Below are 19,999 nucleotides of genomic sequence, written 5' to 3'. Positions count from 1 at the left end.
AATAACCACCTCTCTAGTTACAGAGAAATGGTTATTACTTATCAAGCAAATCACCAACAGAATGCCATATAATGCATATTTATATTCCGCCTAGCAGGCTTTGGAATTCAATGTCGCAGCTGCTATTCCTTTAAGTAAAGCGCTGTTCCTTCTTCCATATCTTTTGGAATGTCATTGCTAATAATCGCCGTGCCAGCAATGCCTTCCACTCCTTTTAGTACCTTACCGTCGTTTACACTATTGTATTTCCCATTCTTTGCAGTGAGCTTTACATAATTACCTTCTGCACCCCCACCACTGTTCAACACAACAATCTCCTTGTACCCATTTGTAACTTTATCACTAATAATGATTGGCGTTTGGATAAGCGTCAAATCTTGTTTAAGCTGCAATTCTCCTGTCTCGGTTTCAGAGACAAAGAGTGCTGTACTTCCGCCCGATCCGCTGGAGTATGGGCCCATGACGACTGCCAGAATCTCGTCTTTCCCATTTCCATCTAAGTCCACATAATTATAGTAGTATTTGGTAGTCCCCAGCTCGTCCTCTGGAATCTCAAAATGTTTACTAATCAACTGTTCTAACGCTGCATTCCGTTTGGATTCTGCATAGATACCAACAATATTTCCTAGAGATTCTTTCGAGGGACTTACAGCGGCCCCTCCCTGTGTGTCGACAACACTTACGCTCTGCCCCTGTACATCTTCCAATTTGGAATCCGTTTGGTCATCTGAACCAAAAACGATGAGAGAACTTGAAACCAAGCAACCAATAGAGAATACGGTTAATGACACAATTCCTTTCTTTTTACTTCCACTTAACACGATGTTTTGAAATCTTTTTTTCACAACTTTAATGCCTCCATTATAATTCGACGTGAACAGATTCGATTTACGTGTTTGCTGTTCAACCGAACGTAGAATCGTTTCCATATATCTTTTTTTATACATTTTATCTTTTCCGCTTATGACGGATTCATCACATATTTCCTCAATGGTTTCATTGAATTTCTTTGACATTAGATGCACGAGCGGATTAAACCAGTGAATGGCTCGGACGGCAAATAATACAGATTTAATTTCAATATCATGCCGCTTCAAATGCGTTAACTCATGTTTGAAAATCAAATAGATGTCTGTCTCTGAGTATTCGATATCCGGAATGAGGATCACCGGTTTTCGAATCCCGTATAACAAAGGGCTTTTTTCTACTTTTGAACGCCGTAAAGCAACCTGTCGCGCTATCCCCATGTCCGCTTTCACTCTCTCGAACAAGAGTTGCTGTTCGGGAGTCGCCTCAAGCGACCATCGTTTGCTTTTTCGGATAAAATGAAAATACCCTAGTGCGTGGTAGCATACAAATAATATTGTCCCAGCCAGCCATAAGATGCTCATCATTGAAAGAAATGATAAATTACCAAATGAACTTCCCTTTGTTTCATCTTGTCGTTGAATTTCCGCCGGACTATGTATTCCTTCATTCACTGCTATGTTTGATAAAAAGTCGGCCTGCATTGTAGTAAAATCTTGAAATGCATCACCCTGCTTTATTTGAATTGGAGCATCGGGTAATGAGATCGGAATTGGAATGAGGAGCCGAATTGTAATCCCTAGCCATACAATATATTTCCATTTCGCCACATACTTCTTTTCAACAATGGGCGACATCAAACAAACAAGTAAAATGAGTACTGACGTGATGATTGAAACTTCTACTAGTTGAAGAAATACTTTTTGAACCATCATTTAGAATCCTCCGATGGTAAGTTATCCAGAAACGCCCTCAGTTCCTCAATCTCCTCTTCGTCTACAGCTTTACTATCATTTAAATGGGCTACAAAGTTTTTTACTGAGTTTCCAAAGAACCTTTCTAATACTGTTTTACTTTCATTGTGCGCATACGTTTCATGACTCACAATTGGATAGTAGTAATTTGTCTTCCCTTCCTTTTCAATTCGCAAAAAACCTTTCGACGTCAACCTTGATAAGAATGATAGGATGGTAGTGGGCGCAAGAACTTTAGATTTTTCCAATTGCTCTTGAATATAGCTGCGAGTAACTGCTCCATTGGCTTCCCATATAATTAACATGATTTCCAACTCTGCATCAGGTAATCTTTTCATTTTATCCTCCTTCCTCTACAAATGTAGAATGTTTATATTTATATTCTACATTTGTAGTATGAAAAGTCAATGCTATATTTGATAATTAATTTTTGGCACTAAATGCGTGCCATCTCGCAAAAAAACCACTCCCTACACTGAGAAGTGGTTTAATTTAGTATTCCTCATACACTCAGTACGATTACTTGTTTTGCGGCTTATACAGATCCTTCAATAAAATCTCTTCCGTTCTATCCTTATACTGGATATATAGTTTATCTTTCTCTGTCAGCTTTCTTTCTTTCCCGTTGTGGAGTAACAATGTATTTTCATCCACAAAAGTAAACCTGACATTACTGCCATCCTGCAAAAGATTCGAGGCCTCAGAAAAATCATTCCATTTTTCATAAACCACAATCATATTTGAATCAGCTCCCGAATGTTCAATCGGAATGATAAAACGATTGTCATGTTTCGTGTGAAAAGATAACGTAACCGTTTGATCCTGCTGGGTGACTGCTAGTTTTACATCCTTTTCATTCACAATCCACATATGAACAAATATGATGTACCAGCCAATTCCAATAATCAAGAAAATGGATAGGAGCGATCCCACAATGGTAAGCAACTTCTTCTTATTTCTCGACTTCACCTTTTTAAAATAGTCGATATTTCTCTTCTCTTTTCTTTGCTCCTCCGTACGTTCCACTGATAACTCCTCTTGCATTTCATTCAGATATTCCCGGCAAGCCTCGCACTCCCTCATATGTTCTTCCATTTGCCGATTGGTTTCTTCACTCGTCAGGTTTTCAATATAACTCGGTACCAAATCTCTAAAAACGTGATGATTCATCTGTCCGATCACCCTTTCGTATTTGTTGTTTTGCCCGATAGAATGTGACACGCGCCCAGTTTTCTGTCTCTCCAAAAATAGAGCCGATTTCCTTGAAAGATAAATCCCCTAATAACCGGAGATACAGTATTTCACGTTTCACTTCATCAAGCTGATGCGCCAGTTTGAAGAAATGTATTTTGTCTTCGTTACGAAAATATTCCTCTTCCAACGTATGAGACACGCTATTTTCGCCCTTTAGTGAACCCAGCAGCTGCTGCTTTTTCTTCTGGCGATTCACTTCTTGCAGCCACATGTTTTTGGCGATGGAGCATAACCAGGTGGAAAATTTCGCTTTTCCGTCAGGACGAAAGTTATCAATTGACTTAATGGCCTGGTAAAACGTCTCTTGTGTTAATTCTTCCGCAGCCTCGCTATCCTTTGTAAGGGTCACTAAGTATCGAAAAATAAAGTCTCCGTATTCTTCATAGATCTCTTCTTTTTTCACTATGTACCTCCTCTCACTGTCAGACTTACGTTCAATCTGTTCCTATGAAAAATTGAGACTTTGAAAGTCAAATCATCTATATATCATGAAACCTATCAATTCGTTACAATGTTTTTTTATTTTCCAACAAAAAAGCTGTAACCAAACTCTTTTCATCTAGAGTTTGTTCACAGCCAGTACCTTTCATATAAAAGCAGCTGCTTCATTTTCCAAAAGGACACACATTTATCCAATTCATCATACCACAATAAATCCGCCTCCCCGCCGCGTCTTCTCCATCGAAAGTCGTAGAAAAGTTCAAGCTTTTCTACGAGGGAAAGATTTCTTGCCATCGATATACTGTGGATAGCAAGCACATAAAGGAGAGATTGGATATGAAAAATAAAGTTGTTATGATCACAGGCGCATCAAAAGGGTTAGGCCGAGCATTGACGTTAGCGTTTGCAAAAGCGGGGGCAAAGCTCGCCATCTGTGCTCGAACTCCAGAAAATCTGCAGTTGGTAAAAAAAGAAGCGGAGCTGTTTGGAGCCGAAGTGCTGGCGATTACGGCGGATGTATCGAATGCACGGGATGTGGAACGGTTCGTTGCCACGACGGAACATGCCTACGGCCGGATTGATGTGTTGATCAATAACGCGTCGATTTTGGGACCTAGCCCGATGCCGATGCTTCTCGACTATCCTGAAGAGGATTTCGCCGATGTACTGCGAGTCAATGTCTTGTCCGTATTTTCAGTCACGAGACGCGTCCTGCCTGGCATGCTCGAGCGAAACGAGGGTTCGATCATTAATGTCACTTCGGAAGCTGGCCATACGGGTTATGCCGGCTGGGGAGCATACGGCATTTCCAAATTTGGAGTAGAAGGTCTAACAGAAACATGGGCGGATGAACTGCGCCATACGAATGTGCGCGTCAATATGGTCGACCCTGGAGAAATGAACACTGACATGCATCGGTTAGCCGTTCCTGACTGTGATTATCCATTAGCAAACCCTGAAGATGTCGTGGATGTGTTTCTCCACCTCGCTTCAAGTGACTCAGCCGAAATCCACGGGCAGCGCCTCGAAGCCCAGCCGGAAGGTGAAGCGTGATGGCCGTCAAAGCACTGGATTTCCACCTGCCGGATGAACTAAATGCTTCCCATCCTCCTGAAAAAAGGGGCTTGCGAAGGGATCATGTCAGAATGATGGTGCTGAATCGGACAACGGGAGAAATTCAACACGACCGATTTGATCATGTACTAGATTATCTACAACCAGGCGATCTGGTCATTTTAAATAACAGCCGCACGATACCTGCCGTCTTGCAAGGGAAATGGTCACGGCAGCAAGAGCAATTAGGAGCACAAGTGGAAGTCCGATTGGCACGCCGCCGAAATGAAGATTCATGGGATGCATTGATTATTGCGGGACCTGTTCAACCAGGCGATACCTTGCATTTTTCAGTGGATCTATCGGCTACCGTTATCGAACATCGGGACAATTCCCCGCTAACGACCATTCAGTTTTCCAAAAAGGGATTGGATTTGTTTCAAGACATTTATTCTCTCGGCGAGCCGATACGGTATGAATACATTCAGGAACCATGGCAATTGGATAGCTACCAAACCGTGTTCGGCAGCCATCCAGGGTCGGTTGAAATGCCGTCAGCCGGCCGGGCGTTCAGCTGGGAGCTCCTCTTTTCCTTAATGCAAAGAGGCGTCCAGATTGAGTATATTCAATTGCACACGGGATTGAGCTATTTGCTCGATGACGATTACGAACAGTCGCCGGAGGACAATGAAGAAGAATATCATATTTCCGAGGGTACTATGCAGAAGATTTTACAGGCGAAGGCTACCGGGAACAGAGTGATTGCCGTCGGAACAACCGTCGTGCGAGCTCTTGAAAGTGCTGCCCTGACGAATACATTGTCCGGCGTAACCAATCTGTATATTAACCACCACTACCCTTTGCAGCTGGTCGATGGGATGATAACCGGCCTGCACGAACCAAAGGCCAGCCACTTGGAGATGCTATCCGCATTTGTTTCCGAGGATCATTTACAAGTTGCTTACGCGGAAGCTATCAAATCCCGCTACTTATGGCATGAATTCGGTGACATGAATTTACTCATTTGAAGGGGTTGGTCTAATGCGATTCCATCATTACGGAGTGAACATAAGGAATCTTGAACAATCTACAGCTTTTTATCAAGAGCTCCTCAATCTTGAAATAGAAACCCGCTTCAGTTTTATGGAGGAAAAGATTGTGTTTTTATCCTCAGGTGATTTCAGGCTAGAATTGATAGAAACGGAAGAAGACGAGAATATACTCCATTTTTGTTTTGAAGTCACGGATCTTCAGGTAGTGATGAGCCGGTTGGATAAAATGAAAAAGATCGAAGGACCCTATCTGCTTCACAATGGATGGCAAACCGCTTTTTACGAGGGACCCAATCGAGAAATCATAGAGTTCCTTCAAACGACAAGTACAGTATAATGGAAATATAGTAAGCTGGCTGGAGGGAAATGGAATGTCTGGAGAAGCGACATACGAAGATATCACCGTTTTAAAAGAAATTGCCGAGCTTTTAAATGAAGGAACGGACACGAAGGCGGTACTCTCCGGCGTTCTGCAAAAGCTTCTTCAGGTCACCGGCCTTCAAACCGGCTGGATCTTTTTGATCGATGGACGCGGCAGGCACGAGCTCATTGCAGATGTCGCGTTGCCGCCTGCTTTACTGAATCAAGATAAATTAAGAATGTGCCAGGGGAAGTGCTGGTGCGTCAATCGATATAATAACCATGAATTAAATAAGGCGACCAATATAATTGAATGCAAACGCATTGAGGATGCGATGGCAGATGAGGCTGGCAACACATGCGGACTGACCCATCATGCCACCGTTCCCCTTCGCGCTGGCGAGGAACGGTTCGGTATCTTAAATGTCGGCTCTCCCTATAAAACGCATTTTGAAAAGAATGAACTGGCGCTGCTAGAGGCCGTCGCTTTCCAAATTGGAACGGCCCTCAAGCGCATCAAGCTCACGCACCGTGAACAGGAAACTGCTTTGATTGCCGAGCGGAACCGGCTGGCACGAGATCTTCATGATTCCGTGAACCAGCTGCTATTCTCCTTGAGCCTGACAGCGAGGGCAGGCGTGGAAATGACATCCGAGGAAGAAGTGAAGCAAACCTTCCGCTACATACAAGATTTGACCCAGGAAGCTCTCGGGGAAATGCGGGGGTTAATCTGGCAATTAAAACCGCAAGGACTTGAAAATGGCTTAGTGAGTGCACTCAGCAGTTATGCAGAAATGATAGGCCTTTCCATTGAATCGAAGATGAGTGGGGCCGTCAGCTTACCTGGAAAAGTCGAAGAAGCGCTGTGGCGAATCGGGCAAGAGGCGCTCGCCAATTGTAAAAAGCATGCCGGGACCAATGCAGCCATGCTCTCCTTCCAAGCGGGCGAAAATGAAGTGAAGATGACTATTCAGGATGCCGGATGCGGTTTTCATTATGATGAGAACTCCCCCATCTTATCGCTCGGCTTGCGTAATATGAAAACGAGAACCGAAGCATTGAATGGACAATTTGAAGTAACGAGCAGGCTTGGAAGCGGGACGACAATCCACATTCAGATTCCGTTGTAAGGCCAGGCTATGAGAAGGAGGAAAAGCTATGAGCATCCGTATTTTAGTTGTCGATGACCATCATGTTGTCCGGAAAGGGCTTGTCTTCTTTTTCCGCACCCAGCCGGATTTAGAAATCGTCGGGGAAGCGGCTAATGGAAAGGAAGCCGTTGAGCTCGCCAATTCCCTGAAGCCGGATTTGATTCTCATGGATCTCGTCATGCCTGAGATGGATGGCATCGAAGCGACGAAGCGCATCAAGCAACAACATCCCGACATGAAAATTATGATGCTCACAAGTTTTTCCGACCAAGACCATGTCCTTCCCGCACTCGAAGCCGGCGCCTCCGGGTTTCAATTGAAGGATATCCAGCCGGATGAGCTCGTCACGTCATTGAAGAAAATCATTAACGGCGAAAATCAGTTGCATCCGAAAGCGACCTCCCATCTCATGAACACGTTCACGAATCGAGGCCAACAGGACAAAGGACGTGTCGAGGAATTAACCAAGCGGGAGCTCGATGTCTTACAAGAAATCGCGAGAGGAAAGAGCAATAAAGAAATCGCCGCCTCCCTGTTCATTACAGAAAAGACGGTGAAAACGCATGTATCCAATGTACTTGCCAAGCTTGAGCTTGCCGATCGGACGCAGGCCGCATTGTATGCGGTGAAACATCGGCTGGTGGATTGAGCCGGTTAAGGCGTAAAAGACTGGGCAGTGAAACACACCCAGTCTTACCAGTTCATTTTCTAATAGAAGAAAAAACTTTCCACAATCTCATCGTCAACAATCCTGCCAAAACGGAAATGATTACATCCCCGGCAATGCCATAAACAACTCCCACCATAATTGCTTGTCCCCAGCTAGTGTCAATCCGCATCCACGTATTAAGCGCCATATATAAATAACTGACGCCAACGAGATATACGACTGCTAACCCCGCGAGATTTGCAAGAATGAACTTATAAGCCTTCGGTTTCTTAACACGTTCCGAAATCAACCCAACGACGAACGCAGCCACAACAAATCCGATCAAATAGCCAAACGTAGGCTGCAGGACATAACCGATTCCTCCACCTTGCGTGAAGACGGGAAGCCCTGCCAGACCGGTCACTACGTAAAGAAGCTGACTTTGGCCTCCTCTCCTGCTCCCTAACAGGCTTCCCGCCAGGAACACAAAGAGTGTTTGCAACGTGAACGGAACATAAGGCAATGGGATTTTGATAAACGCCCCGACTGCCGTTAGAGATGCGAACAATGAGACAAGTGCCAATGAATAGGTTAGATTTTTCTTCACTTCTTCAGCACCTTCAATTGGTCCTGTCTTCTCTCAAGGTATTGCTGGATCGATTCATTCGCAATCATGATCATGCTCTGGATTTCCTCTTTGGAAATGACATAGGGCGGCATAAAATAAAGGACATTGCCAAGCGGACGGAGGAGCAGCCCTTTTTCAAGCGCAATTTTATAGATTTGATACCCCACTCGTTCTTCAGATGGAAATGGTTCTTTTGTGGCTTTGTCCTGTATTAATTCAATTGCTCCTACCATTCCGGTTTGGCGATACTCACCGACATGAGGCTGGCCGCTGAAAACTTGTGAAGCAAGTTCCTTCATATACGCTCCTTTGTCCTGAATTTGCTCTATGTACTTCTCATCTTCGAAAATCTGCAACACTTCAAGCGCCACTCTACAGGCCAGCGGATTTCCCGTATAGCTGTGGGAATGCAAAAAGGCTTTCATCGTTTCATATTCATCATAAAAAGCATCGTATATCTCGTCCGTCGTCATGACAACGGACAATGGCAAATAACCTCCCGTCAGTCCTTTGGAAAGGCACATAAAATCTGGCGTGATACCCGCCTGCTCGCACGCAAACATCGTCCCCGTCCGTCCAAAACCGACTGCCACTTCATCCGCAATCAAATGGACATCGTATTGCGAACAAAGCTGCTTCAGCCGACTTACATAACCCGGAGGATACATTTTCATGCCAGCCGCAGCTTGGATTAACGGTTCAATAATAACAGCCGACAGTTCCTCACGATGCCGCTTCAATTTTTCCTCAATGATAGAAATACAAGGCGTATTGCAGCTTTCGGGTCTCTCCTGAAATGGGCATCGAAAGCAATCCGGCCCTTCCGCACGTATTGTTTGCAGCAATAGCGGCTGAAACACTTCATTGTACAGACCGACGCCTCCAACGGAAAGAGCGCCTAATGTTTCGCCATGATACGCATTGGACAATGCTAGAAAACGAGTTTTGTTCGGTTTATTCTTCTGCTTATGGTATTGGAAGCTCATTTTCAGGGCGACTTCAACCGCAGAAGATCCGTTATCCGCAAAAAACACTTTAGTTAAGCCTTCTGGCGTAATTCGAGCTAACTTTTCAGCTAAACGCACCGCAGGCTCATGAGTAAAATTCGCAAAAATGACATGCTCCAACTGTCTAGCCTGTTCGGCAAGGGCATCGCTGATCCGTTCATTGGCGTGGCCGAATAAATTCACCCACCAGGAAGACACCGCGTCTATGTACGCTTTGCCGTTTTCATCATATAAATAAATGCCTTTCCCACTTTTTATTACGATAGGCGGAAACTCTTCATAATCTTTCATCTGGGAACAAGGATGCCACACATGGCGTAAATCCCTTCGTTGCATATCAGAAATCATAGGCTCCGCAACCTTTCAAAAAACTCATCTGCACCCTCCAACTGAATCTCCTTCAAATCAGCTGTGTTTTCCAGCTTCGGAATAAGTATTAAAGGTAACCCTGTAGCCTGACGGATCGTAGTGACATTATCGACTTCAAGTTCAGTCCCCTCAAATGCATTACACACAATTCCTGCAATAGGAATGCCTTTTGCACGCAATGCCTCGATTGTTAATAACGTGTGATTAATGGTACCGAGTGTTGTCCGAGTCACCAGCACGACAGGCATTTGTGTTTCTTTTATGAGGTGGTGGAAATAGTAATTCCGTTTCTCATCTAACGGGACATACAATCCACCCGCTCCTTCACAAATTACATAATCGTATTGAGACTTCAACCTCTCAATATGTTGAAGGATGCGCTTCTCATCAATGGTCGCTCCTTCTAATCTTGCAGCATAATGAGGAGAAGCAGGCTCCTTAAAGGAATAACTGTTGATATTCTGTTCATCCAGTTCCATTTCACTGAAGGACCGATAAAACTGAGTATCGCCGTAATACGTGAGGCCCCCTTCCTCAATGAGCCCTGTCTGAACCGGCTTATAGGGCAGCACCTCCCCTTTGGTTTGGAAATAACGCATCAAAATTGTCGTCGCTATTGTTTTTCCGACATCAGTATCGGTTCCGACTACCCAAAAATAGTTCGCCATAAAAACCCTCCTTAACTTTTGTGTTAACCATAACGAAATATAGGTTAACACAAATTGAGGAGGTTTGTGAATATAGTAAAATAATTTTTTTCGAGATATAAAAAAGTTTCCCACACAAGTGAGAAACTCTTTTTTCGGATATGTGTCTTCATGACCAATCAAAGTAATCCCGTTTGATAAGCTCTCGTTTAACTAACTGTAAACAGCATCACAAGTCCCCGCCGCCGGTTCATAAAAACAATGATTCTTAAATTGTCCTGTAAAAGGTTGCCCATACCACGTCGGTGGACAAGGCGCATACGGGTTAAAGTACCAAAGAGCATATTTTGCCGGGTGGACTCGCCAATAGTCCAAATTCTGTTTGGCTAATCTTCTTTCCGTATCTCTCGCTCGCTGATAAAACATATTACCTTTTTGAACCGCTTCAAACGAATAATTCCCGCCCTGTACCTGGAAAATCACATCCTCAATCGTTCGAACATCTCGAAAGTCTAAGCAATCGGCTACTGCCCGATTCACAATGACATTTCCGACATATAGCATCCCTTGTTTCCCTTCGCCCTCAGCTTCGGCCCGCATCATCCGTGCCATTAAATCAACATCCGCATCACGGTATTTCACTCTCGGCATTCTTTCACCTCCAACTATAGAATATGAAAGCAAAACTCTAATGATACACCTGAACGAGGACCGCATAATACAGGAAGGCCTTTTCTCATACCGATTTAGACAATACTCTGTTTTAAACTATCGCAATAGTGTTATTATTGATATACATTACTTACTAGGGGGAATCTGACATCTATGAAAAAATTTTATATAGCATTTGTCAGTTTGGTGAGTTTATTCGTATTAAGCGCCTGCACGAGCGGGTTTGCTATTACGGAAGAGCAAAAGCAGGGGGCGGCGTATGAGGAGGCCGCAAAAAAGAAGAACGATGAACTGGAAAAGGAACCGGTGGAGCTGTCACCCTATGCCCGGAAATTAGGCGCATCTTTGACACAGCCTATTTACAGGGAAATAGCGGCAAACGGAGTCGTGACAGTCGAAGGGACAATTGAGCAGCATGAAAAATTGAAAGGTGACTATGTAGTAATTGATATTGGCTTTAACGAAGGAAAAGAACTTGGCGATTTGGTCTCTCATTATGTACCTATTAAAGACGGTATGTTCAAACAGGATATTAAGCTGTTCAATGGAGAGGGTGACTATCTGGTAAGTGTCCTGATCCCCAGTACGATCCTCGAAGAATCATTCGATAACATGACTGCTTTCTCTGTCTTTAATGTAAATCCAACTACGGATCATGGAATTGTCTACACCCCGTTCGCGCAAGCTGCGGATCTCTCACTCCAGGCACCTGATAGCAGGTACGTAAAAGGAAACGAAGTCTTTACACTTAAAGGAAAGGTTGATACAGCCGAAAATATTATGCTCGTACTCTTCAAGGGCGAACAATCCTGGTCACATATACTCTCTGTCAAAAATGGTGAATTTTCTTATGACGTGCCATTACCTTACGGAAAAGGAGTTCATGGATTAACAGTTTACCTACCACCAGAAAACCAAGAGAAATATTATCAACAAGGTGCTGTGGTCTATATCGACAATCAATCCGATCTCACATTTGAGCCAATCCAAAATACGACGGATGAGCGTGGAGTCCATTTTGCCTCACCCGCTAAAAGTGGCGAAGAAGCCGGTTTAACTTATCGCATTTCAGGCACCATTGACAAAGATGACCCCCTTGCCAAGGAGACGACACACCTCTTTATTGAGATAGAGAAAGACAACGAACTAGCATATTCCGTTATTCCAATCGACAATTTTACATTCGACGATCAGATCTATCTGAGATTCGGAGCTGGCACATATAATGTGACGGTCAATGTGCCGGAAGCAAGAGGCAAAGAACTGTATTATGTAAATATTGCTGAGTTTTCGGTAGTAAGTAAGGACACTGAAGATCAACGCAATCTCTTGCCATCCAAGGGTGTCCAATCCGATGCGCCGGAAATCATTGCACTGGCAAGGGAACTTATAACCGACGAGATGTCCGATCGTGAGAAAGCGAAAGCCGTTTACGAATATACCGCTAAGAACATTTCTTATGATGTGAAAAAATGGGACGATAAAATTAATGAATGGGATGACAGTGCCTTAAAAACACTTCAGTTGAAGAGTGGGATTTGTGGGGATTATTCGTACCTTGCTATAGCTTTGCTACGTGCGTCCGGAATGGAAGCACGGTATATCGTAGGAACAGCTTTCAATGGTTACACCACGGATTATCATGCCTGGGTGGAAGTGAAAGTGGACGGAAAATGGCTTACGATGGATCCTACATGGGGCTCCGGCTATACTAGTGGGAATGCATTCATTCCGGAGTATACGGAAGATTACTTTGATCCGACTGAGGAACTATTTAAGACGCACACACGGCTGGAAGTCAGATATTAGCACGAAGTGATGGATATGGCAGCACTATTGTGTCAAACGATAAAAAGAGGTCTCTCCTAAATTTCGAGAGACCTTTTTTATGTGAAAGGTTCGTCCAACTCAATCACCAATAAATAAAACCATCAAATCCTCATCAAAATACTGCCCCTTGAATTTCAGCGCATTTCGTTCAACACCATAGACCTCAAATCCCAACGATTTATATAACCTCTTGGCCGATTCATTAGCAGATACGACCGTCAAGTGGATCTGTTCCAACCCTTCGCAGCTTTTCGCCCTTCGAATAAGCTCCACCAGAAGCGCTTTACCCACACCCTGCCCTCGGACTTCTGGAGCAACATACATCCCAAAAATATTCCCTTTATGACTCGTTTTCAGGTTATTGTCGCGCATAAATGTAACAATCCCTACTAGCGAATCGGTTTCATCAAAAGCCCCTAAAACAAATTTGTCTATCGCTGGCTTTATTCGCTCTTCAACAGTTTCGATTGAGAATCTCACTTCTCTCTCATATGTTGACCCGAATGCTTCCTGATTGACTTGTAATGCACGTAATCGTAGTTGTTGGTACTGCTTGGCATCGGATTCTTTCAATACACGTATATTCATGAGCCAGTCCCCTTTATCCCGTTTCAGCTTTCTAAACTAAACTGCGCTGCCTTGCTGTGATTTAGAACACAATCACATCGGCTGTTTTGAACTCGCGAAAAGCATGGCCCCTTGCGCAACCATATAGGGAGCTTCCTGCGCTTTATGGATTGAGCAGGCATCCCAGAGATCTGGAAGAGTATTCGTTTTTGCAACTTGTAACGCTGCCTCGTAATAGCCTTTGTATTGTAGGCTTCCGCCACCTAAAATAATCTTGTTAGGATTCAAGAGGTGAATAATCGTAGAAATGCCTATCCCTAAATATCCACCTGCAGCATGAATGATTTCTTTTATCGTTTCAACCTCTTCTTCCAGCTGCGTATGTACTGTGTTCGCATCGGCCTTGGCTCTCGCGAGAATGCTCGCTCCACTTGCCAGCTCATCTAACTTACGTATGCCCTCATTAGTAGGAATCGGCATACTGCCCAACTCGCCGGCCCACCCTTTACATCCATTGATAAATTGCCCATTCAGCTTCATGCCCATCGCTATACCCGTCCCCACCATCAGAACCACAAGATCGGGGTTGTCATCTAAAGAGGCCTCGCGTACAAGGGCAGCCTTTACATCATTAATCATATAAACATGCTTGTTAGTGAATCGTAGAAAATCAGTATCCATTCCTGCAAGATGCGGGAGAACATCTGACAAAACAACCATGTTCTCATTTTCAACTAATCCGGGAACGGCTATTCCTATACAATCCACGTTAAAAGGCAAATCGTTGAGAAAGCGTTCCATTTCCTTTTGTATCTTCTCGGGTGTGCAGTCTCTACCCGTTGGAACGGTTCTGGAGATCCTTTCACCATTGTATTCAGCTAGCATCAACATTTTTGTACCGCCAATATCAATTCCTATTGCTGTCATCGTTACTAGCCTCCCTTCCACACATTAAATAACTCCATTTCAACTTGCCAGAAAAAAATACTTTTAACTCTTTTCTCACCTACCGACTATTGACTCTTCCCAAAAAGTAAATTCAAGAGTTATTGGCACTCATATAAGACATCCAGAAAATCATTAAAGTTATTTGATAGGAAATACATATTTTCCATTCCGTCATGTTCCTCATCATGAGCCCAATGAAATATTTGTCCAAAATACTCCTCGCTTATTCCAATACATATTTGATTACCGAATAGATCATCTGCGATCGGAATGAATCCTAATTCTAGGATTTCATCAAAAATATCTAACTTCTTCTCTAAATTATCATACATATTACCAATACCATAAAATATATTCAATATACTCTCGCCTAACTCGACAGATATTTTATATGTACCTGGATTAGGATAACCTCCATTATACGCCAGCAAAAAATTTCTATAATATGTTGGAAGTGTGATATTATGATTACTTTCAAAACTCTCTAAATCCCCAATGGTTAAGCTCTCGTGGATATTTTGAATTTCCGGCAAATCCATGCCTCCTATTTTGCAGTCATAGTTAGATAATACTGGTTATGATGAGGGTTCTGTATACGGATGCAAACTGAATCTCCGCATATTTGCGATGTAGTTGGTGTGGATAATCGTGATGGGTGAAACTGCAGATTTAGATAGATCAATGATTGTTGCGTCCCCAAGAACAGGGACCGTCTGAAGATGCTTGTACTCAACTGTCGTTTCAATGAGTTCGGTCCGGCTTTTTCTAAATTTCAACCTCTTTTCAATCTGGCGATAACACTGGACAAAATGTGGCGATTTTAATACAGGCCCTCGTCTGTCCTTCTGTTACGCTGAATGATATAACCCTCTTTTTTCACCTCTTCAAACCAATAATTAAAAATATCATCTGGTAAAAGGTCTTCGTCATTAGAATAGACTAAATCATATCTATATTTTCCTTTTAAACTATTTTGTTTTACATTGTAATGTAACTTCATTTCTGTCGTCATACCTCTTCCATATTCTTTACTTTTTTCGCGGATTTTTTCTAAATACCCGAGACCAATATCAAAAAAGTTTCTTGTCTTTGTTCCGAGGTATCATAAATCAATACTTTCTTATCTATTGTGTTTATGTTATTTACTGCATCGTTGAAGTTATGCTTAAGAACAAATTGTCCATTTATTTTAAAAAACACGTCAAAAGCATACATTTCTGGCTCATAGGAACAGTAAATATAGATGTCCTCTGCACGATTTTTAACGTATTCTAAACAAATACCTACCATATCTGCTTGTAATTCAGAAAAAAAATCTTCATATACTTTACTCAAATCTATCACCCCTAATTTTTCGTCGTATTTTTGAGTTTAATATGAATTTGTTTTAAATAAGATGGACTTCACCGAATCAGTGGTGACCGGTTTAGTGAATTATTTTGAGAACTGTTCTACTAAAAATGTATAAAAATTTTCATATTCATTTATTCCATTCTCATTATCTTGCTCCCAGTCTGTAACGGGACATTCATTGTTGGCTAATCTTGAAGTATCAAGACAATAAACACCGGATCCGTAGTTCTGTATTACAACGAACTCCATTGGTAAACCATATTCTCTCCATTCTTCTGTTTCTCTTACACAAGTTGGGACCTCGCGAAGTCCGCCTCCAAAAATCTCTATCCCAAAAACTCCTCCAGTTCCATATTCCCTCAAAAACCATTTATAACTTTCTGGCAACTTTACATTAAGCCTTTTCTCAATGTCACTAATTTTACTATCCTCTAAAGCCCCAACAAAAAACTTTTTAGGTGCGTTATTTATTAATTCAATGACTGCCTCTTTATTCAAAGCTATCATCCTTCCTTATTTATTTGGATCCTTATTTAGTAAGTATAGTAATTCAATATACTTTTTACTTTGCGAATTATATGCCACTTCTTCAAAAATCTCACTTAAAAATGAAAGTTCTGTTTTTGAAAGGCTACTTTACTTATCTCTATTAGCTATGTGAGATTCGACAGCCTCTTCTAAACTCATTGCTTTTTCTAAATCATCATCCACAAGTATAAGTAAAGGGCCCTCTAAAATATCCCCTTCTGAAGTTCTAACTTCAAAAGTAGCAGCCCAATATTTTGGAGAAATTTTAGATATTTCCACACCTATTAGTTCTAATTTGAAGTTTTCATTCCTATCTTTATTTACATATTCAAGCGCCAGTTGTTCTGCTCTTTCTCTCGATAACTTCATTATCGAATACCTCCATATTGTGTTATATACCAGTTAGCATGTAGTTGCTCAGCTTCGTTTAAGGAATTCCATCTTTTTGGGTTATTTGATAACATATCATAAACAAATTGCTCAGGAGCATTGAATTTTGTTAAATCATTTATTGGAACTGGTCCGCTAGTACGAGGCAAATTTGAATAAGCCTCTTTCCCGATTTGTTTATATTGAATATAGTGTGACAATTCATGCTAAACTTCATATTGTGTGGGGTTACTTTTCAATACCAGTTCCCCAGTATTATAGTTAAAGCCTCCTCCTTTTCCTGGTGGCAAAAACTCATCTCCAACCTTGAGTGTTACTCCTCTTTTTTCAAGATAATTGCCTAAAAGTCTCAAGTCTTTTTCAAGATAGTGTTTACCACCAAGGCGACCTGTTTCTTCCACATAATCAATCTTACCCGTACCCTTAGACTCAACATCCACACTCTTCTTCGTATCAACCTTAACATCACTAACTCCACTTTTACTAGACGCAGAAATATCCGTTTTTACTAACGGCTTATTGAATGTAAAGTTATTCGGCGTGCTGAATTGATATCCATTTGCAGTTAATGGATTAAATTAATGTGGAGATTTGCCCATATTGAATGCAACGTTATCTAGCTTTCCTAATTGGTAATAATTATTAGACAATAAATCAAGGTGACTCTGAGATTTACTTAGCGGACTGTTGATGACATCTTGGTAGATTGGCGTATAGATGGACTTCATCTTATCTGTGCTTACCACATTTCTAACTTCATATACATTATTTATTCTTTTGCCCATCCTTGCACCTGTGCTTGCCGTTCCTACAACAGGAAGCATTGAACCGAGAGAAAGGGTCGCATTTACTGTATCCCCTCTCATTTTTCCTTTATATAACAAGACTCCATAATGGTTTACCATCATGGAGTCACTAGCTAATTCCATATTCTTATTCACTAAAGCTACTTAGTTCTTCCTCCCAAGAAGCCCCCACGGTTACAGAGATCTCTTCAGTTTAATGAAGTTCGTTAGAAATCCAATCTATCAAATCCTTAGTCGCATTTTTCAAGATATGCTCTTCTTCCATTTACATCCTACTGTTCTACAAATATAGTCGTCTATTGTGCACTCCGTATCATAAAAAACAATGGGGAAGTTATCCATGTTTTAAACACAGTTATAGTTTATGAAGTTTTATATCACATTTATCTTCTTTTGCTACCTCAAGCGCTGTAAGTATTACTTCAAAAAATGTTTTCCCATCAGCGGTTGCAAAATAATTAGCAAGGCTAGTGACTTTTGGACTTATTTTCTCCCCCCAAGGTGGTTTTTTTGATATATCATCAATATCCCATACAATTAGCTCTGGCGAGTACTTTGATAATTCCTGTTCAATTTCAATTAAATTAGCTTTTGCAACAGTGACATCATCCCAGCTTAATTTGTTATTATACAACTCATTCATCAACAACGGGTATTTCGCCCCCCATCCGTCTTTTTCTAGATGATATGAGATTGTCGAAAAGAATGAATGTACAAAATCGCTATGCCCTAATTCGTAATAAAAACAATCTACTAATATTCCTACTGCCATCTAAATTACACCTCTAATCCATTTTAAAAATAATTTCCGATACACCATTTGTTCTGTCATTTATTTTTTGTTTAACATCCCTCAAAACATCCCTTGAGACATTTTGTCCTCTAATATCAATAATAACCGTTTGTTTAGTTTTTTCAGGTAAATCACTTATCCGTTTATTTACTTGCTTTGAAACATTTCTAATTAAGTTACTTCTCCCAGAAGAAGTAGTTAAGTTATAATTCTTAACTTCTATACTATGACCGTTTGTATAAAAATCTGGTCTCGAACTATTTTTAGTGCCATGACTTACTTCTTGACCGTCCTTATATGATACTTGGTCACGATATCCAGGATATTCTTTTCCTACATCAATTTCAGACTGTCTCCAAGATGGTCTAGGTTTATCTATACCCTTCGTCTCAACCTCAACACTCTTCTTCATATCAACCTTAACATCACTAACTCCACTTGTACTAGACGCAGAAATATCCGTTTTTACTAACGGCTTATTGAATGTAATGTTGTTCGGCGTGCTATAATGGTAACCGTTTGCCACTAATAATTCATATTGAGGTTGAACTTTGCCTATATCCATTGGCAAGTCATCCATCTTTCCTAAATGGAATTGTGTTTTGCTAAGCGGGTTGTTGATGACATCTTGGTAAACTGGCATATAGATGGACTTCATCGCATCTGTACTGACCACATTTTTAACTTGTTTTACATTGGTTGTTGATTTATAGACCCATTTCCCGCCAGAGCTGAACCATCCTGCAACAGGAATCATCCCCCCAACAGAAAGGGCCGCATTTACTGTATCCCCTCGCGCGGCATAGATAATTGCATTTAATCCATCCGCCGGTTCACCAATTACGGGGACAAGCCCTGCCAGATCTAAGACAAGTTGAAGACCATCCACCCAGTTGTTTTCTTCGGTTACGGTAGCTGTAACAATCTCTTCTTCCTTATACTCTACATGGGGCACAACCTCATAGAAAACGCTTGAGCCCAACATATACTCCTAAAATCAACACTCTTAAATGCTAGGCAATCTTTTATGCTGGATCAACAAAAATTGGCTGGCATGAGACCGGTAATATACCGTCTCACACCAGCCAAACAGCTGCGTAAAAAAACTCTAACTATCAGGAAAATGTTAGAATTGTATATTTAATTCTTCACGGATTGCTTTTTCTAAGTATTCCTCAAAAGTCTTTGCTATTACTTCTTTACCGCCGAGATTAAAGTCAATTGTTATGATTTCTGTATTCGGAGAATTAAATCCTATTGGATTTCCTGCACCATCTATACCAATTGTAATAAAATTCTCATATCCTTTAGGTAATACCTCCCTAAAGTGCTTGGATTTCTCTATAAACGATGGTGTCGCTACAAACTCTGCCTCTTTCAGCCCTAATATTATAGCCTCACCAACGGCTCCAGAACCATATCTCAAAAGAAATTCAATAAAATCTTCAGGCAACTTTATATTTAGTTCATCTTCTGCTTGGGTTACTTCCTCAATGTTAAGAGATCCTCCAAAGGCTGCTGGGCACATTTCGTACTCTGCATCTATGGCATTTATTAATGCTACCTTCATTCAATACCCCCTTTTTATCATTTCATTTGCATATCTTGCCTTCCAATATTCTTTACGCCACTTATTAAATTCTATTCTAGCTTCTCCACTACCGAATCAACCAGAACGCTAAAGACTACCATGTTTCTGAAAATATCTCTCTTAGATAAG

25 protein-coding genes and 1 pseudogene are annotated in these 19,999 nt (G+C 41.6%); 6 read left to right on the top strand and 20 right to left on the bottom strand.

Annotation, left to right across the window (positions count from 1 at the left end; translation table 11 throughout):
- Positions 1 to 122: 122 nt before the first annotated feature.
- The 4 genes from L7D49_RS10470 to L7D49_RS10455 form a co-directional block, all read right to left on the bottom strand.
- Entirely contained in the window at positions 123 to 1,742 is a 1,620-nt protein-coding gene (locus L7D49_RS10470; RefSeq protein ID WP_238080785.1) for a M56 family metallopeptidase, read from the bottom strand.
- Positions 1,739 to 2,119: a BlaI/MecI/CopY family transcriptional regulator gene (locus L7D49_RS10465; protein ID WP_238080784.1), complete on the bottom strand. Its 381-nt coding sequence runs from the start codon at positions 2,117 to 2,119 to the stop codon at positions 1,739 to 1,741. The genes L7D49_RS10470 and L7D49_RS10465 overlap by 4 nt, the downstream gene beginning before the upstream one ends.
- A gap of 181 nt (positions 2,120 to 2,300) precedes the next feature.
- Positions 2,301 to 2,951 (bottom strand): zf-HC2 domain-containing protein, encoded by a 651-nt coding sequence (locus L7D49_RS10460; RefSeq protein ID WP_238080783.1) that lies wholly within the window; start codon positions 2,949 to 2,951, stop codon positions 2,301 to 2,303.
- Positions 2,932 to 3,438, bottom strand: a complete 507-nt coding sequence (locus tag L7D49_RS10455; protein WP_238080782.1) for an RNA polymerase sigma factor — start codon at positions 3,436 to 3,438, stop codon at positions 2,932 to 2,934. The genes L7D49_RS10460 and L7D49_RS10455 overlap by 20 nt, the downstream gene beginning before the upstream one ends.
- 374 nt (positions 3,439 to 3,812) lie before the next feature.
- Here L7D49_RS10455 and L7D49_RS10450 point away from each other — a divergent pair, with 374 nt between their 5' ends.
- The 5 genes from L7D49_RS10450 to L7D49_RS10430 are packed head-to-tail and all read left to right on the top strand — an operon-like array spanning position 3,813 to position 7,741.
- Positions 3,813 to 4,529: an SDR family NAD(P)-dependent oxidoreductase gene (locus L7D49_RS10450; RefSeq protein ID WP_238080781.1), complete on the top strand. Its 717-nt coding sequence runs from the start codon at positions 3,813 to 3,815 to the stop codon at positions 4,527 to 4,529.
- Positions 4,529 to 5,557 carry an S-adenosylmethionine:tRNA ribosyltransferase-isomerase gene (locus tag L7D49_RS10445; RefSeq protein WP_238080780.1) on the top strand — a complete coding sequence of 343 codons (1,029 nt, stop codon included), beginning with the start codon at positions 4,529 to 4,531 and terminating at the stop codon, positions 5,555 to 5,557. The genes L7D49_RS10450 and L7D49_RS10445 overlap by 1 nt, the downstream gene beginning before the upstream one ends.
- A 13-nt stretch (positions 5,558 to 5,570) precedes the next feature.
- On the top strand, positions 5,571 to 5,918 hold the full coding sequence (locus L7D49_RS10440; protein ID WP_238080779.1) for a VOC family protein: 348 nt from the start codon (positions 5,571 to 5,573) through the stop codon (positions 5,916 to 5,918).
- Between the two features lie 34 nt (positions 5,919 to 5,952).
- Positions 5,953 to 7,071 carry a GAF domain-containing sensor histidine kinase gene (locus L7D49_RS10435; protein WP_238080778.1) on the top strand — a complete coding sequence of 373 codons (1,119 nt, stop codon included), beginning with the start codon at positions 5,953 to 5,955 and terminating at the stop codon, positions 7,069 to 7,071.
- 28 nt (positions 7,072 to 7,099) lie between these two features.
- On the top strand, positions 7,100 to 7,741 hold the full coding sequence (locus L7D49_RS10430) for a response regulator (RefSeq protein ID WP_238080777.1): 642 nt from the start codon (positions 7,100 to 7,102) through the stop codon (positions 7,739 to 7,741).
- Positions 7,742 to 7,793: 52 nt separating this feature from the next.
- Here L7D49_RS10430 and L7D49_RS10425 read toward each other — a convergent pair whose 3' ends face one another.
- The 4 genes from L7D49_RS10425 to L7D49_RS10410 form a co-directional block, all read right to left on the bottom strand.
- Positions 7,794 to 8,348, bottom strand: coding sequence for a biotin transporter BioY (locus tag L7D49_RS10425; protein WP_238080776.1), 555 nt, complete (start codon positions 8,346 to 8,348; stop codon positions 7,794 to 7,796).
- The gene (gene bioA, locus L7D49_RS10420) at positions 8,345 to 9,724 is read right to left on the bottom strand and encodes an adenosylmethionine--8-amino-7-oxononanoate transaminase (protein ID WP_238080775.1); all 1,380 of its coding nucleotides are present in this window, start codon (positions 9,722 to 9,724) and stop codon (positions 8,345 to 8,347) included. Before bioA ends, L7D49_RS10425 begins: the two co-directional genes overlap by 4 nt.
- On the bottom strand, positions 9,721 to 10,413 hold the full coding sequence (bioD, locus tag L7D49_RS10415) for a dethiobiotin synthase (protein ID WP_238080774.1): 693 nt from the start codon (positions 10,411 to 10,413) through the stop codon (positions 9,721 to 9,723). Before bioD ends, bioA begins: the two co-directional genes overlap by 4 nt.
- Before the next feature lie 192 nt (positions 10,414 to 10,605).
- Positions 10,606 to 11,043 carry a cell wall hydrolase gene (locus tag L7D49_RS10410; protein ID WP_238080773.1) on the bottom strand — a complete coding sequence of 146 codons (438 nt, stop codon included), beginning with the start codon at positions 11,041 to 11,043 and terminating at the stop codon, positions 10,606 to 10,608.
- Positions 11,044 to 11,217: 174 nt separating this feature from the next.
- On the opposite strand from L7D49_RS10410, the gene L7D49_RS10405 reads away from it, so the two are divergent.
- The gene (locus L7D49_RS10405) at positions 11,218 to 12,873 is read left to right on the top strand and encodes a transglutaminase domain-containing protein (protein WP_238080772.1); all 1,656 of its coding nucleotides are present in this window, start codon (positions 11,218 to 11,220) and stop codon (positions 12,871 to 12,873) included.
- Positions 12,874 to 12,972: 99 nt separating this feature from the next.
- Here the strand turns inward: L7D49_RS10405 and L7D49_RS10400 are convergent, their stop codons facing one another.
- The 12 genes and pseudogenes from L7D49_RS10400 to L7D49_RS10345 all read right to left on the bottom strand — a co-directional run bounded on the left by L7D49_RS10400 (position 12,973) and on the right by L7D49_RS10345 (position 19,849).
- Positions 12,973 to 13,482, bottom strand: coding sequence for a GNAT family N-acetyltransferase (locus tag L7D49_RS10400; RefSeq protein WP_238080771.1), 510 nt, complete (start codon positions 13,480 to 13,482; stop codon positions 12,973 to 12,975).
- 72 nt (positions 13,483 to 13,554) lie between these two features.
- Positions 13,555 to 14,388 carry an ROK family protein gene (locus L7D49_RS10395; RefSeq protein WP_238080770.1) on the bottom strand — a complete coding sequence of 278 codons (834 nt, stop codon included), beginning with the start codon at positions 14,386 to 14,388 and terminating at the stop codon, positions 13,555 to 13,557.
- Positions 14,389 to 14,507: 119 nt separating this feature from the next.
- Positions 14,508 to 14,942: an SMI1/KNR4 family protein gene (locus tag L7D49_RS10390; protein WP_418895875.1), complete on the bottom strand. Its 435-nt coding sequence runs from the start codon at positions 14,940 to 14,942 to the stop codon at positions 14,508 to 14,510.
- Between the two features lie 42 nt (positions 14,943 to 14,984).
- Positions 14,985 to 15,185 (bottom strand): hypothetical protein, encoded by a 201-nt coding sequence (locus tag L7D49_RS10385; RefSeq protein ID WP_238080768.1) that lies wholly within the window; start codon positions 15,183 to 15,185, stop codon positions 14,985 to 14,987.
- 274 nt (positions 15,186 to 15,459) lie between these two features.
- Complete coding sequence (locus L7D49_RS20360; RefSeq protein WP_336246386.1) at positions 15,460 to 15,744, bottom strand: hypothetical protein; 285 nt, start codon at positions 15,742 to 15,744, stop codon at positions 15,460 to 15,462.
- Between the two features lie 99 nt (positions 15,745 to 15,843).
- Positions 15,844 to 16,260 carry an SMI1/KNR4 family protein gene (locus tag L7D49_RS10375; RefSeq protein ID WP_238080767.1) on the bottom strand — a complete coding sequence of 139 codons (417 nt, stop codon included), beginning with the start codon at positions 16,258 to 16,260 and terminating at the stop codon, positions 15,844 to 15,846.
- Between the two features lie 138 nt (positions 16,261 to 16,398).
- The gene (locus L7D49_RS10370) at positions 16,399 to 16,659 is read right to left on the bottom strand and encodes a hypothetical protein (protein ID WP_238080766.1); all 261 of its coding nucleotides are present in this window, start codon (positions 16,657 to 16,659) and stop codon (positions 16,399 to 16,401) included.
- A 227-nt stretch (positions 16,660 to 16,886) separates the two neighbouring features.
- On the bottom strand, positions 16,887 to 17,120 hold the full coding sequence (locus L7D49_RS10365) for a hypothetical protein (RefSeq protein WP_238080765.1): 234 nt from the start codon (positions 17,118 to 17,120) through the stop codon (positions 16,887 to 16,889).
- Between the two features lie 138 nt (positions 17,121 to 17,258).
- Positions 17,259 to 17,609, bottom strand: coding sequence for a hypothetical protein (locus L7D49_RS10360; protein WP_238080764.1), 351 nt, complete (start codon positions 17,607 to 17,609; stop codon positions 17,259 to 17,261).
- 232 nt (positions 17,610 to 17,841) lie between these two features.
- Complete coding sequence (locus L7D49_RS10355; RefSeq protein ID WP_238080763.1) at positions 17,842 to 18,258, bottom strand: immunity 70 family protein; 417 nt, start codon at positions 18,256 to 18,258, stop codon at positions 17,842 to 17,844.
- A gap of 13 nt (positions 18,259 to 18,271) precedes the next feature.
- Positions 18,272 to 18,646, bottom strand: a pseudogene (locus L7D49_RS20440) (hypothetical protein); the annotation flags it as partial.
- Between the two features lie 759 nt (positions 18,647 to 19,405).
- Complete coding sequence (locus tag L7D49_RS10345; protein ID WP_238080761.1) at positions 19,406 to 19,849, bottom strand: SMI1/KNR4 family protein; 444 nt, start codon at positions 19,847 to 19,849, stop codon at positions 19,406 to 19,408.
- Between the last annotated feature and the right edge of the window lie 150 nt (positions 19,850 to 19,999).

Source organism: Sporosarcina cyprini (genome assembly GCF_022048975.1).
GTDB lineage: Bacteria > Bacillota > Bacilli > Bacillales_A > Planococcaceae > Sporosarcina > Sporosarcina cyprini.
This window is presented reverse-complemented; position numbering and strand designations above follow the sequence as displayed.